Annotated in this window: 11 protein-coding genes; 8 read left to right on the top strand and 3 right to left on the bottom strand. The window is 66.8% G+C overall.

Going from position 1 to position 14,393, the window contains the following annotated elements; translation table 11 throughout:
• Window positions 1-89 precede the first annotated feature (89 nt).
• The 4 genes from AC5LXX_RS13490 to AC5LXX_RS13475 all read left to right on the top strand — a co-directional run bounded on the left by AC5LXX_RS13490 (window position 90) and on the right by AC5LXX_RS13475 (window position 3,342).
• Window positions 90-1,571, top strand: coding sequence for a DegQ family serine endoprotease (locus tag AC5LXX_RS13490; protein WP_493401476.1), 1,482 nt, complete (start codon window positions 90-92; stop codon window positions 1,569-1,571).
• A gap of 102 nt (window positions 1,572-1,673) precedes the next feature.
• Window positions 1,674-2,111, top strand: coding sequence for a carboxypeptidase regulatory-like domain-containing protein (locus tag AC5LXX_RS13485; RefSeq protein ID WP_493409764.1), 438 nt, complete (start codon window positions 1,674-1,676; stop codon window positions 2,109-2,111).
• A 135-nt stretch (window positions 2,112-2,246) separates the two neighbouring features.
• A complete protein-coding gene (locus AC5LXX_RS13480; RefSeq protein WP_493409763.1) occupies window positions 2,247-2,606 on the top strand; it encodes a DUF427 domain-containing protein in 360 nt (119 codons plus the stop codon).
• Window positions 2,607-2,634: 28 nt separating this feature from the next.
• Window positions 2,635-3,342: an SRPBCC family protein gene (locus tag AC5LXX_RS13475; RefSeq protein ID WP_493409762.1), complete on the top strand. Its 708-nt coding sequence runs from the start codon at window positions 2,635-2,637 to the stop codon at window positions 3,340-3,342.
• A gap of 10 nt (window positions 3,343-3,352) precedes the next feature.
• On the opposite strand, the gene AC5LXX_RS13470 is transcribed toward AC5LXX_RS13475, so the two are convergent.
• Window positions 3,353-4,363: a helix-turn-helix domain-containing protein gene (locus AC5LXX_RS13470; RefSeq protein ID WP_493409761.1), complete on the bottom strand. Its 1,011-nt coding sequence runs from the start codon at window positions 4,361-4,363 to the stop codon at window positions 3,353-3,355.
• 151 nt (window positions 4,364-4,514) lie between these two features.
• Between AC5LXX_RS13470 and AC5LXX_RS13465 the strand changes: the two genes are divergently transcribed.
• Window positions 4,515-5,186, top strand: a complete 672-nt coding sequence (locus AC5LXX_RS13465; RefSeq protein ID WP_493409760.1) for a cysteine hydrolase family protein — start codon at window positions 4,515-4,517, stop codon at window positions 5,184-5,186.
• 40 nt (window positions 5,187-5,226) lie between these two features.
• On the opposite strand, the gene AC5LXX_RS13460 is transcribed toward AC5LXX_RS13465, so the two are convergent.
• Entirely contained in the window at window positions 5,227-5,868 is a 642-nt protein-coding gene (locus AC5LXX_RS13460) for a TetR family transcriptional regulator (RefSeq protein WP_322083195.1), read from the bottom strand.
• A gap of 399 nt (window positions 5,869-6,267) precedes the next feature.
• On the opposite strand from AC5LXX_RS13460, the gene AC5LXX_RS13455 reads away from it, so the two are divergent.
• From AC5LXX_RS13455 to AC5LXX_RS13445, 3 genes are read left to right on the top strand one after another with little or no spacing between them, the layout of a single operon-like run.
• Window positions 6,268-7,542, top strand: a complete 1,275-nt coding sequence (locus tag AC5LXX_RS13455) for an efflux RND transporter periplasmic adaptor subunit (protein WP_493409759.1) — start codon at window positions 6,268-6,270, stop codon at window positions 7,540-7,542.
• A 15-nt stretch (window positions 7,543-7,557) separates the two neighbouring features.
• Entirely contained in the window at window positions 7,558-10,758 is a 3,201-nt protein-coding gene (gene bpeB / locus AC5LXX_RS13450) for an efflux RND transporter permease BpeB (protein ID WP_493409758.1), read from the top strand.
• Window positions 10,758-12,281 (top strand): efflux transporter outer membrane subunit, encoded by a 1,524-nt coding sequence (locus AC5LXX_RS13445; protein WP_493409757.1) that lies wholly within the window; start codon window positions 10,758-10,760, stop codon window positions 12,279-12,281. Before bpeB ends, AC5LXX_RS13445 begins: the two co-directional genes overlap by 1 nt.
• 358 nt (window positions 12,282-12,639) lie before the next feature.
• On the opposite strand, the gene AC5LXX_RS13440 is transcribed toward AC5LXX_RS13445, so the two are convergent.
• Complete coding sequence (locus AC5LXX_RS13440) at window positions 12,640-14,016, bottom strand: nucleobase:cation symporter-2 family protein (RefSeq protein WP_059497633.1); 1,377 nt, start codon at window positions 14,014-14,016, stop codon at window positions 12,640-12,642.
• Window positions 14,017-14,393: the final 377 nt, after the last annotated feature.

The following is a 14,393-nucleotide window of genomic DNA, read 5'->3' as shown; positions in this document are numbered from 1 at the left end:
GGCGGCCGCTTAAGCCCCGCTTAAGGCTGATTAAGCCTCCTTTAAGTCAGCGTCGTTACGCTGCGTCCTAACAAAGAGGAGGTCCTACGATGAACACCCGATTCCTTGCGCGCGGCACCGTCGCGGTCGCCGTGGCGGCCGCCCTGTCAGCCGGTTATTTCGCCGGTACCCGCCGCGCCGATCCGCAGATCATCACGCCCGCGCAGGCCGCGCTGATGCCGGCCGAAGCGGCCGCGAAGACCGGCATCCCCGATTTCTCCGGGCTCGTCGAGACTTACGGCCCGGCCGTCGTGAACATCAGCGCGAAGCACGTCGTGAAGCAGGTGTCGCGGCGCGTGCAGCAGCCGCAGCTGCCGATCGACCCGAGCGACCCGTTCTACCAGTTCTTCAAGCACTTCTACGGCCAGGTGCCGGGCATGGGCGGCGACGCGCAGCCGGACGACCAGCCGAGCGCGAGCCTCGGGTCGGGCTTCATCGTCAGTCCGGACGGGTACATCCTCACCAATGCGCACGTGATCGACGGCGCGAACGTCGTCACGGTCAAGCTGACCGACAAGCGCGAATACAAGGCGAAGGTCGTCGGCTCCGACAAGCAGTCCGACGTCGCCGTGCTGAAGATCGACGCGAGCGGCCTGCCGACCGTGAAGATCGGCGATCCGGCACAGAGCAAGGTCGGCCAGTGGGTCGTCGCGATCGGCTCGCCGTACGGCTTCGACAACACGGTCACGTCGGGCATCATCAGCGCGAAGTCGCGCGCGCTGCCGGACGAGAACTACACGCCGTTCATCCAGACCGACGTGCCGGTGAACCCCGGCAACTCGGGCGGGCCGCTGTTCAACCTGCAGGGTGAGGTGATCGGCATCAACTCGATGATCTACTCGCAGACGGGCGGCTTCCAGGGCCTGTCGTTCGCGATCCCGATCAACGAGGCGATCAAGGTCAAGGACGAGCTCGTGAAGACGGGCCACGTGAGCCGCGGCCGCCTCGGCGTCGCCGTGCAGGGGCTGAACCAGACGCTCGCGAGTTCGTTCGGGCTGCAGAAGCCGGACGGCGCGCTCGTCAGCTCGGTCGATCCGAACGGTCCGGCCGCGAAGGCCGGCCTGCAGCCGGGCGACGTGATCCTGTCGGTCAACGGTTCGCCTGTCGCCGATTCGACGTCGCTGCCCGCGCAGATCGCGAACCTGAAGCCCGGTTCGAAGGCCGACCTGCAGATCTGGCGCGACAAGTCGAAGAAGTCGCTCAGCGTGACGCTCGGCGCGATGGCCGATGCGAAGCTCGCGTCGAACGACGGCGGGCCGGTCGAGCAAGGCCGCCTGGGTGTCGCGGTGCGTCCGCTGTCGCCGCAGGAGCGCAGTGCCGCCAACCTGTCGCACGGGCTGATCGTGCAGCAGGCCGGTGGCCCGGCCGCCAATGCGGGCATCCAGCCCGGCGACGTGATTCTCGCGGTCAACGGCCGCCCGGTCACGAGCCCAGAGCAGTTGCGCGACGCGGTCAAGGGCGCGGGCAACAGTCTTGCTCTTCTGATCCAGCGCGATAATGCGCAGATCTTCGTGCCGGTCGACCTGAGCTGACCGGTACAGCCGACGGCCGGCCCGGCCGGCCGTGGCAGGCGCCGCCGCCGCTCGACCGCGTGACGCAGCGCCCGTATGTGTTCCGACCCCAAGGAGAGAGCCATGCAATATCTACGCAACGTGTCCCGATTTGCCGTCGCCGCGGCGCTGGCCGCCGGCCTCGCAGCCGGTGCGACCGGCGCGTACGCGCAGTCGGACGGCTTGCCCGCCGCGCGCCAGCAGGGCGATGTCACCTTCGTGTCCGGCGGCGTCGGGCAGGACGAATCGACGGCGTTCCAGCGCAACGAGGCGAAGTGGCCGCTGGCGCTGCGCTTTACCGGCAAGGGCGGCGAGTTCCTGGCCGACGTCCAGGTGCGGATCGTTGACGGCAAGGGCGCCGAAGTGCTGAAGACCGATGCGCGCGGCCCGTACATGCTCGTGCAGGTGCCGCCGGGTCGCTATACGGTGCATGCGACGTACCAGGGCAACGATGAGGCGCGCACCGTCACCGTCGGCGCGAAGGGCGGCGCGAAAGCCGCGTTCCAGTGGAGCGCGCAGTAGCCCGCCGCGCGCGGCCCGGGCCCCGGTCGCGCAATCGGACGAAGTTTCGCCCATAATGAAAGCCACGGCACCCATGCCGTGGCTTTTTCGTTTCCTGCGCCCGGTTTGCCTGCCGGGCCGCCCGAAGGAGAAACGATGTCCGATGCAGCCGACCCTCGACTCGAAATCGTGCCGAACCGCCATCGCGTTCGCGTGATCCATCGCGGCATCACGTACGCCGATTCGCACGGTGCATTGACCGTGCGCGAAACGGGACTGCCGGACATCCACTACCTGCCGCGCGGCGACGTCAACATGCGTCGGCTCGTGAAGTCGGGTTTCACGAGCGCGTGCCCGTTCAGGGGGCAGGCCGTGCATTTCGACCTGCAGACGGAAGACGGCGTGATCGAGAACGCCGCATGGAGTTACGAGGAACCGCGGGAGGCGGCGGCCGTGCTTGCGCACTACGTCGCTTTCGATGTCGCACGGATCGACAGTCTCGTCGAGACGTCCTGATGCGGCGCGCGTTCATCGGGGAGGCGTCATGGAATTGAACGACACGTTACGCGTCGCGCTCGCGCCACCTGTCGTGCAGGAGGCGTTCGAGGATCTCGCGCTGCTGCGCGCCAGCTTCGACCATTGCGAATCGTTCGTGAAGCTTGCGCACGGCGAGTTCGCGCTGACGATCACGGTACCGCTCGGCCCGCTGCGCGCGCGCTACGACGTGCGCGTTCACGTCGCCGCCGAGCAGGGTGATGCGCAAGGGCGGCCGCGCCGCGTGCTCAACTTCAAGGCGCGCGCCGACGGCCTCGGCGCGCTGCGCGGCCAGGTCGAGCTCGTGCTGATGCCGGATGACGACGTGAACGCCACGCGCATCGAGTACGTGGTCTGGGCGACGGCGAGCGGGCCGCTTGCCGAGTTGCCGGGGCGGCAGATCGACAACGCGCTGCGCGAATGGACCGACGATTTCTTCCGCGAGTTCTGCGCGGTCGTGCAGGCCAAGCACGGTCTCGCGCCGAATCGTGCGCGCTCGGCCGCGCAGCGCCGCCAGCATGTGTTCCTGCGGCCCGCGTCGCTGATGGCCGCGACGAAGCGTGCGCTGCCGCCGCACCTGGGCGGCGCGCTGACGGGGCGCGCGGCCAGCGCGCTCCCGCATCGCGGCTCCGGCACGGTGCCGGTCTGGGCCTGGGCGGCGATGATCGTGATCGTCGCGCTGCTGCTTTACGCCGCGCGCTGGATCAACGGCGGCTGAGCGGCCGGCGTTACACCGGGCCGGCGTCGGCTCCGGCTCCGGTGCCGCGAAATTCCCTTCGATACGCAGACGGCGACGTGCCCAGCGCGCCCGCGAAATGCTGGCGCAGCGACACGCTCGACCCGTAGCCGGCCGCCTGCGCGATCGCGTCGATCGATTGTCCGGTGGTTTCCAGCAGGTGCTGCGCGCGTGCGAGCCGCTCGGCCTGCAGCCAGGCGGTGACGGTCGTGCCCGTCGCCTGGCGGAAGTGGCGCGTGAACGTGCGCCGGCTCATCAGCACGCGTTCGGCGAGCGAATCGACGCTGTGCGCGGCGTCGAGGTGCGCGCGCACCCAGTCGAGCAGGCCCGCGAGCCGCGCATCGCGCGGGTGCGCGGCGACCGGCTGCGGCACGTACTGGGCCTGGCCGCCCTGGCGGTGAGGCGGGATCACGAGGCGGCGCGCGATCTGGTTCGCGGCGTCCGAGCCGAAGCGCCGCCGCACGACGTGCAGGCAGCAATCGAGGCCTGCTGCCGTGCCGGCCGATGTCATCAGGTTGCCGTCGTCGACGTACAGCACGTCGGGATCGAGCTTTACGCGCGGAAAGCGTTGTGCGAAATCATCGGCCCACGCCCAGTGCGTGGTGGCCGGGCGGCCGTCGAGCAGGCCGGCCGCGGCGAGCACGTACGCGCCGAGGCACAGCCCGACGAGCTGTGCACTGCGCGCGGCGACCGCACGGACCGCGTCGAGCAGTGCGTCGGGCGGCGCTTCGTCCGGGTCGCGCCACGCCGGCACGATCACGATGTCCGCATCGTCGAGCGCGTCGAGCCCGTACGGCGCGGTGATCGTGAAGCCGCCCGTCGTGGACAGCGGGCCGCGTTCGGCCGAGCAGACGCGAAACTCGAACACGGGCGACGCGGCCGCGTCGCGTTCCTTGCCGAACACGACGGACGGCACCGACAGGTGGAACGGGCTGATGCCGTCGTACGCGATCACGGCGACGACGGTCGGAACGGGCGGGGTGGGCAGCGCGGCAGCGGCCATGACGGGCTCCGGGATGGCGATGGCCCGATTTTATCGAAGAATGGCTATCGGGCCACTGTCCGCGTGAACGACGCGGCCCGACAATGCATCGCATCGCGCCGCTGGCCGCCCCGTTCCGGGGCGGGGCCGCGCCCCCAGCCAGGAGCCCGCCATGTCGAATGCGAACGCCGTCCCGTCTTCCGTTTCCAGTCCTGCCGCCCGCCGTGCGCTGATCGTGATCGACGTCCAGAACGAATACGTGACGGGCAACCTGCCGATCGAGTATCCGCCGCTCGACGTGTCGCTCGCGAACATCGGTCGCGCGATCGACGCCGCGCACGCGGCCGGTGTGCCCGTGATCGTCGTGCAGCACGTCGCGCCGGCCGGTGCGCCGATCTTCGCGCCGGGCTCCGACGGCGTCGCGCTGCACGCGGTGGTCGCGAGCCGGCCGTATGCGCACCTGATCGAGAAGACGCTGGCGAGTTCGTTCGCCGGGACCGATCTCGCCGCGTGGCTCGATGCGCACGGGATCGACACGGTCGCGGTGGCCGGCTACATGACGCACAACTGCAATGCGGCGACGGTCTATCACGCGGCGCATGCGGGGCTGAAGGTCGAATACCTGGCCGACGCGACGGGCGCGCTGCCTTACGAGAACGAAGCGGGCGTGGCGAGCGCCGAGGAGATTCACCGCGCGTACACGGTGGTGTTCCAGTCGAATTTCGCGGCCGTGATGCCGACGGACGCGTGGATCGCGGGCCTGGCCGGCGCACCGATGCCGGCGCGCGATTCGGTGGCCGCGTCGAGCCGGCGGGCCCGTGCGCAGCGCGCGAAGGCGGCCTGACGAGGCAGCCGGGGGCGGGGCAGCACACCCCGCCGCGCCGTCAGTCGCTGTCCTTCAGCATCGCCGGGCTGTAGCGCAGCATGTCGAAGCAGCCGTCGACGAGTTTTTCCGCGTGCTGCTCGGCGTCGATCTCGTCGGGCAGCATCAGCATGTCGCGCACGAAGCCGCTGACGAGCGTGTGCAGCATCAGCGTCGCGCGCCACGTATCGAGCCGCTCGGGCAGCAGCTTGAGTCCCACAGCCACCGCGAGATCGGCGTCGATCATGTGCAGCGCCTCGCTCATCCCGGCGCGGTTGCGCTGCAGCAGCGGCTCCATGTCCGCGACGTACTCGCACTTCATGAACAGGATGCTGAACACGCGCCGCAGCTGCGAGTCGCGCTGCACGCCGAGCAGGCACCAGATCAGGATCTGCCGGATCTTCTCGAGCGGATTGCCGCCCGGTGCGTCGAGCGGCATCCGCTTCAGTTCGTCGATCGGCAGAAACACGCGGTCGAACATCGCGTCGAACAGTTCGCTCTTGTTCGCGAAGTGCCAGTAGATCGCGCCGCGCGTCACGCCGGCGTGCTGCGCGATGTCCGCGAGCGACGTGTGCGACACGCCCTTCTCGAAGAACACGTGCTCGGCGGCGTCGAGAATGCTGTTGCGTGTCTCGAGCGCCTCCTCCTTGGTACGTCTGACCATGTGCAGGCCTGAATGGATCGGTCGTAGGTGAATATAGGGTCTGCAACCCTCGCAGCCGTCTTGCGGACGGGCTATGCTTGCCACTGGTAACAATTCGTAAGACTGGACAGTCGGCGGAGCGCAACCGGGCTTTTTACATACATTCGTGAATGTATATACAATACCACCCTACGATCGAATGACCCAAGTGGCAATCAGTTAATATCCCACTCTGCTGATTCCCGCCCTAGTACCTGTCCGCAGTTCGCGGCATCCCCGTCGGCATGGAGGTCTCGTGCCGACGTGCTGTATCTGGCAGTCCAGTAATTCAGGTGTTCGATCTGCGCCGCGAGGCGCATCCGTGTTGCGCTCCGGTCGGGTGCGGCACTTATTCCATTGGTTATACACAGAGGTCGCTCCATGCGCGTCGAACGGGTTCCATACCGCTTAATCACTGTCGCGACGGCCGCCGTTTTCCTGGCCGCGTGCGGGAAAAAAGAATCGGCACCGCCGCCGCAAACGCCGGAAGTCGGCGTCGTCACCGTCCAACCGCAAGCCGTACCGGTCTTCACCGACCTGCCGGGCCGCACCAGTGCATTCCTCGTCGCGCAGGTCCGCGCACGGGTCGACGGCATCGTGCTGCGCCGTGAATTCACCGAAGGCACCGACGTCAAGGCCGGCCAGCGTCTGTACAAGATCGACCCGGCGCCGTACGTCGCCGCGCTGAACAGCGCGAAGGCGACGCTCGCGAAGGCGCAGGCGAACCTCGTCACGCAGAACGCGCTGGTCGCGCGCTACAAGGTGCTGGTCGCCGCGAACGCGGTCAGCAAGCAGGACTACGACAACGCAGTGGCCACGCAAGGGCAGGCCGCGGCGGACGTCGCGGCCGGCAAGGCAGCGGTCGACACCGCGCAGATCAACCTCGGCTATACGGATGTCGTCTCGCCGATCACGGGCCGCGTCGGCATCTCGCAAGTGACGCCGGGCGCGTACGTGCAGGCGAGCCAGGCGACGCTGATGTCGACCGTGCAGCAGCTCGATCCGGTGTACGTCGACCTCACGCAGTCGAGCCTCGATGGTTTGAAGCTGCGCCAGGACGTGCAGAGCGGCCGCCTGAAGACGAGCGGCCCGGGCGCGGCGAAGGTGTCGCTGATCCTGGAAGACGGCAAGACCTACTCGGAAGCGGGCAAGCTGCAGTTCTCGGACGTGACGGTCGACCAGACCACCGGCTCGGTGACGATCCGCGCGGTGTTCCCGAACCCGGGCCGCGTGCTGCTGCCGGGGATGTTCGTGCGCGCACGGATCGAGGAAGGCGTGAACGAGAACGCATTCCTGGTGCCGCAGATCGGCGTCACGCATGACCAGAAGGGGCAGGCGATCGCGATGGTGGTGAACGCCAGCAACAAGGTCGAGCCGCGTCCGCTGAAGACGACCGGCATGCAGGGCGCGAACTGGGTCGTCGAAAGCGGTCTGCAGGCGGGCGATCACGTGATCGTCCAGGGCGTCGACAAGGTGCGCCCGGGCGCGACCGTGAAGACGGTCCCCGCCCAGCTCGCACCGGCGGCCGATGCCGCGTCGGGCGCCGCTGCCTCCGCCGCGCCGGCTGCCGCCGGTTCCGGCGCCGCTGCCGCTTCCGGTGCCGCCGCATCGGGCGCCGCGCCCGCGAGTGCCGCCGCTGCTTCGAGCGCGCAATAACAGGGAGCCTGCTTCATGGCAAAGTTTTTTATCGATCGCCCGATCTTCGCGTGGGTGATCGCCATCATCCTGATGCTGGCCGGGGTTGCGGCGATCTTCACGCTGCCGATCTCGCAGTATCCGACGATCGCGCCGCCATCGATCCAGATCACCGCGAACTACCCGGGCGCTTCCGCGAAGACGGTGGAAGACACGGTGACGCAGGTGATCGAGCAGCAGATGAGCGGTCTCGACAACTTCCTGTACATGTCGTCGACGAGTGACGACTCGGGCAACGCGACGATCACGCTGACCTTCGCGCCGGGCACCAACGCCGACATCGCACAGGTCCAGGTGCAGAACAAGCTGTCGCTCGCGACGCCGGTTCTGCCGCAGGTCGTGCAGCAGCTCGGCCTGTCGGTGACGAAGTCGAGCAGCAGCTTCCTGCTGGTGCTCGCCTTCAACTCCGAAGACGGCAGCATGAACAAGTACGACCTCGCGAACTTCGTGGCGTCGCACGTGAAGGATCCGATCAGCCGGTTGAACGGCGTCGGTACCGTCACGCTGTTCGGCTCGCAGTACGCGATGCGGATCTGGCTCGACCCGACCCGCCTGACCAACTACGGCCTCACGCCGGTCGACGTCAGCTCGGCGATCACCGCGCAGAACGTGCAGATCGCGGGCGGCCAGCTCGGCGGCACGCCGGCCAAGCCGGGCACGATGCTGCAGGCGACGATCACCGAATCGACGCTGCTGCAGACGCCCGAGCAGTTCGGCAACATCCTGCTGAAGGTCAACCAGGACGGCTCGCAGGTTCGCCTGAAGGACGTCGCGCAGATCGGCCTTGGCGGCGAAAACTACAACTTCGACACGAAGTACAACGGTCAGCCGACCGCGGCACTCGGTATCCAGCTCGCGACCAACGCGAACGCCCTCGCCACCGCGAAGGCCGTGCGCGCGAAGATCGACGAACTGGCACCGTTCTTCCCGCACGGCCTCGTCGTGAAGTATCCGTACGACACGACGCCGTTCGTGAAGCTGTCGATCGAGGAAGTGGTCAAGACGCTGCTCGAAGGTATCGTGCTCGTGTTCCTCGTGATGTATCTGTTCCTGCAGAACCTGCGGGCGACGATCATCCCGACGATCGCGGTGCCGGTCGTGCTGCTCGGTACGTTCGCGATCATGTCGATGGTGGGCTTCTCGATCAACACGCTGTCGATGTTCGGCCTCGTGCTCGCGATCGGCCTGCTGGTCGACGATGCGATCGTGGTGGTCGAGAACGTCGAGCGCGTGATGGCCGAAGAGGGCTTGTCGCCGAAGGAGGCGACCCGCAAGGCGATGGGCCAGATCACCGGCGCACTCGTCGGCGTGGCGCTCGTGCTGTCGGCGGTGTTCGTGCCGGTGGCGTTCTCCGGCGGCTCGGTCGGCGCCATCTATCGCCAGTTCTCGCTGACGATCGTGTCGGCGATGGTGCTGTCGGTGCTCGTCGCGTTGATTCTGACGCCGGCACTGTGCGCGACGATCCTCAAGCCGATCCCGCAAGGGCATCACGAAGAGAAGAAGGGCTTCTTCGGCTGGTTCAACCGCACGTTCAACAACAGCCGCGACAAGTACCACGTCGGCGTGCACCACGTGATCAAGCGCTCGGGCCGCTGGCTCATCATCTATCTGGTCGTGATCGTCGCGGTCGGGCTGCTGTTCGTGCGCCTGCCGAAGTCGTTCCTGCCCGATGAAGACCAGGGCCTGATGTTCGTGATCGTGCAGACGCCGTCGGGTTCGACGCAGGAAACGACCGCGAAGACGCTCGCGAACATTTCCGACTACCTGCTGAAGGACGAGAAGGAAATCGTCGAATCGGCGTTCACGGTCAACGGCTTCAGCTTCGCGGGCCGCGGCCAGAACTCCGGTCTCGTGTTCGTGCGCCTGAAGGATTACTCGCAGCGTCAGCATGCGAACCAGAAGGTGCAGGCGTTGATCGGCCGGATGTTCGGGCGCTATGCGGGCTACAAGGACGCGATCGTGATCCCGTTCAACCCGCCGTCGATTCCCGAACTCGGTACGGCTGCCGGCTTCGACTTCGAGCTGACGGACAACGCCGGCCTCGGCCACGATGCGCTGATGGCCGCGCGTAACCAGCTGCTCGGGATGGCTTCGAAGGATCCGACGCTGCAAGGTGTCCGTCCGAACGGCCTGAACGATACGCCGCAGTACAAGGTCAACATCGACCGCGAAAAGGCGAATGCGCTGGGCGTGACGGCGGATGCGATCGACCAGACGTTCTCGATCGCGTGGGCGTCGAAGTACGTGAACAACTTCCTCGACACCGACGGCCGGATCAAGAAGGTCTACGTGCAGGCAGACGCGCCGTTCCGGATGACGCCGGAAGACATGAACATCTGGTACGTGCGCAACGGGTCGGGCGGGATGGTGCCGTTCAGTTCGTTCGCGACCGGTCACTGGACGTATGGTTCGCCGAAGCTCGAGCGCTACAACGGCGTGTCGGCGATGGAAATCCAGGGTCAGGCCGCACCGGGCAAGTCGACCGGTCAGGCGATGGCCGCGATGGAAACGCTCGCGAAGAAGCTGCCGGTCGGTATCGGCTATTCGTGGACGGGCCTGTCGTTCCAGGAAATCCAGTCCGGTTCGCAGGCGCCGATCCTGTACGCGATCTCGATCCTCGTCGTGTTCCTGTGTCTGGCGGCACTGTATGAAAGCTGGTCGATCCCGTTCTCGGTGATCATGGTCGTGCCGCTCGGCGTGATCGGTGCGCTGCTCGCGGCCACGATGCGCGGCCTCGAGAACGACGTGTTCTTCCAGGTCGGCCTGCTGACGACCGTGGGCTTGTCGGCGAAGAACGCGATCCTGATCGTGGAATTCGCGCGAGAGTTGCAGCAGACGGAGAAGATGGGGCCGATCGAGGCCGCGCTGGAAGCGGCGCGCCTGCGGCTGCGTCCTATCCTGATGACGTCGCTCGCGTTCATTCTCGGTGTGATGCCGCTCGCGATCAGCAACGGCGCGGGTTCGGCCAGCCAGCACGCGATCGGTACGGGCGTGATCGGCGGGATGATCACGGCGACGTTCCTCGCGATCTTCATGATCCCGATGTTCTTCGTGAAGATCCGCGCGATCTTCAGCGGCGAGAAGGAAGACGTCGACGAGGCGCTGCGCCTGGCTCAGGAGCACTCGCACCACGAAGAGAAGCCGGGCAACGGCGACGAAGGCAACAAGGGACAGTGATGATGCAAAAACACGCTTTGACTGCAATCGCGGTCGCGCTCTTTGCCACGGGCTGCACGATGGCGCCGCATTACAAGCGCCCCGATGCACCCGTCGCGCAGGCGTACCCGGCCGGCGGCGTCTATGCGACGCAGCCGGGCGCTGCCGGCGCGCGCAGCGCGAACGGCCAGGCGGCGACCGCCATCGGCTGGCGCGAATTCTTCGTCGATCCGCGCCTGCAGCGGCTGATCGAGATCGCGCTGAAGAACAACCGCGACCTGCGCGTGTCGGTGCTGAACATCGAGGCGGCGCGCGCGCAGTACCAGATCACGCGCGCGGGCCTGTTCCCGACGCTAGACGGTACGGGCACGGGCAACATCCAGCGCGTGCCGCAGGGCCTTTCGCAGACCGGTGCGCCGTACATCTCGCGCGCCTACAACGTCGGGCTGTCGGCGTCGTGGGAGCTCGATCTGTTCGGCCGCGTGCAGAGCCTGAAGGACCAGGCGCTCGCGCAGTACCTGTCGACGTCGTACGCACGGCAGGCGTCGGAAATCTCGTTGGTGTCGCAGGTGGCCGATCAATACCTGACGCTGCTGTCGACCGACGACCTGCTGAAGGTCACGGAGGACACGCTGAAGTCCGCTCAGGCGCAGTACGACCTGACGAAGCTGCGCTTCGACAACGGCACGGGCTCCGAGCTCGAACTGCGCCAGGCGCAGACGGTGGTCGAGACGGCGCTCGCGAACCAGCAGGCGCAGGCCCGTGCCCGCGCGCAGGCGCTGAACGCGCTGGTGCTGCTGATCGGCGAGCCGCTGCCGGACGATCTGCCGGCAGGCATGCCGCTCGACGCGCAGAACCTGTTGACGGACGTGCCGGCCGGGTTGCCGTCGGATCTGCTGACGCGTCGTCCCGACGTGATGCAGGCCGAGCAGACGCTGCTGGCCGCGAACGCGAACATCGGCGCGGCGCGCGCGGCGTTCTTCCCGCGAATCTCGCTGACGGGTGCGTTCGGCACCGGCAGCCCGACGCTGGGCGGCCTGTTCAAGGCCGGCACGGCCGCATGGTCGTTCGCGCCGCAGATCACGATGCCGATCTTCGAAGGTGGTCAGAACATTGCTAACCTGAACCTCGCGAATGTGCAGAAGCGCATCGAGATCGCGAACTACGAGAAGGCGATCCAGTCGGCGTTCCGCGAAGTGGCGGATGGTCTCGCCGCACGCGGCACGTACGACCAGCAGATCGCGGCGCTGGAGCGCAACGAGCACGCGCAGCAGCGTCGCTACGACCTGTCGGACCTGCGTTACAAGAACGGCGTCGACAGCTACCTGTCGGTGCTGACCGCGCAGACGGACCTGTATTCGGCGCAGCAGACGCTGATCAGCGCGCGTCTGGCGCGCTGGACGAACCTGGTCGACCTGTATCGCGCGCTGGGCGGCGGGTGGATCCAGCGGGCCGGCGAAACGCCGCGCGCGCCGGATGCACCGGCCGACTACGACAAGGCAGCTGCTCCGGCGGCGGCGTCGGCAGCGACGACGAACGGGTAAGCGCAACGCAGGGCAGGCGCTGTTTCGCGTGCTTGTCCTTCGAACCGGCTGTACGCGGAAACGAAAACGCCACGGACGAAAGCCCGTGGCGTTTTCTTTTGTACGACTGAATCGCGCGAAGATGGTCGGCGTGACGACGACTGCATCGGACTTCGGTGACGTCGATGACGCCGGCCACATCGCCCTGCGTGGCCCATCTGCATTCCGCGCTGCCCAGCGTCTCCGCTGACCCGCCTCGCGACGCGAGGAGTGGCCGCCGTGAACACGCCACCTGCTTCGTCACCCCCAAAGCAAAACGCCACGGCATGCCGTGGCGTCTTGCTTTTACCGCGTCGCGCCGTCGTCGGGCGCGGGGCGATCAGTGGTGCACGTCGACGGGGCGCCCGTCGAAGTCGTGCCCGGCGCGCCGAATCTCGCAGCGCGCATCCTTTTCGCCTTTCACGCCGTTGAACACGATGTTCAGGATCACGGCCGAGGCCGAGGCCAGCAGGATGCCGCTGTGCAGGATCGGCGCGAGCGCCGGCGGCAGCTTCGAGAAGAAGTGCGGCGACACGACCGGCACGAGGCCCATGCCGACGCTCACGGCGACGATGAACAGGTTGTGCGAATTGTTCACGAAGTCGACCTTCGACAGCACCTTGATGCCGTTCGCGGCGACCATCCCGAACATCACGATGCCTGCGCCGCCGAGCACGAACGGCGGTACCGATGCGACGACCTGCGCCATCTTCGGGAACAGGCCGAGCAGCACGAGGATCACGCCGCCCGTCGCACACACGAACCGGCTCTTCACGCCCGTCACGCCGATCAGGCCGACGTTCTGCGAGAACGACGTATGCGGGAACGAGTTGAAGATGCCGCCGATCAGCGTGCCGAGGCCGTCGACGCGCAGGCCGCGCACCAGGCGCTCCTGGTTGACCGGACGATCGACCATGTCGCCGACCGCGAGGAACATGCCGGTCGATTCGATGAACGTGACGAACATCACCGTGACCATCGTCACGATCGACAGCGGGTCGAAGTGCGGCATGCCGAAGTGGAACGGCATCACGATGCCGACCCACGGTGCGTGCGCGACGCCGTCGGTATTCACGCGGCCGATCGCGAACGCGATCGCGAAGCCGGCGACGATGCCGAGCAGTACCGAGATGTTCGCGATGAAGCCGCGGCCGAACTTGTTGATCAGCAGGATCAGCGTCAGCACGAGCAGCGACAGGCCGAGATAGACGGGGCTGCCGTACTCGGGGTTGCCGACGCCGCCGGCCGCCCAGTTGATGCCGACTTCCATCAGCGACAGCCCGATCACCGCGATCACGGTGCCGACGACCACCGGCGGGAAGAACCGCAACAGCTTGCCGATCATCGGCGCGAGCACGATGCCGATGATGCCGGCCGCGATCGTCGATCCGAAGATGTCGAGAATGCCGAGGCCGGGGTTCGTGCCGATCGCGATCATCGGGCCGACTGCGGCGAACGTGCAGCCCATGATGACGGGCAGGCGGATCCCGAAGATCCACAGGCCCAGCGTCTGGATCAGCGTGGCGATGCCGCACGAAAACAGATCGGCGCTGATCAGGAACGCGATCTGGTCTTTCGGCAGCTTGAGCGCCGCGCCGACGATAAGCGGCACGGCGACGGCGCCGGCGTACATGACGAGGACGTGCTGCAGGCCAAGCGTTACCAGCTTGCCGGTCGGCAGCACCTCATCGCACGGATGGACCGTGTTCGATTGCATCTGTCTCACTCCATGATCTTGTTTTCGGGGTGATACGAAGTTATGCGGAATGAATCCACGCAACAAGAGCGCTGGGTACTATTCCGTTCTTTGCTGGTTCGATATGCCAATTCGGCATGGAGCAGGGTGTCGATCATCGGGAAACAGCCGCAGGAGTGAGGTTCCCCGGTTTTATAGCCCTTCAAAATAGCGCCGGCCCCCATGTCAAATATGGGCCGCTTTATGGTGTGTATCGGGCCGCGCGCATAGTGGCAAAAAGGGGTGTCGAGAAATCGTGCCGGGTTAACCCGCGAACGGCCGCTTTTGCACGCAAGGTGCAGCCCGGTGAAACCCATGATTTCGAGCGCGCATCCGGCGCATCGAGCGGACGGTAAAAA

The sequence above is a fragment of the Burkholderia torrens genome, assembly GCF_984668525.1.
The sequence above is the reverse complement of the archived record's forward strand: the minus strand, read 5'-3'. Positions and strand labels throughout refer to the sequence as shown.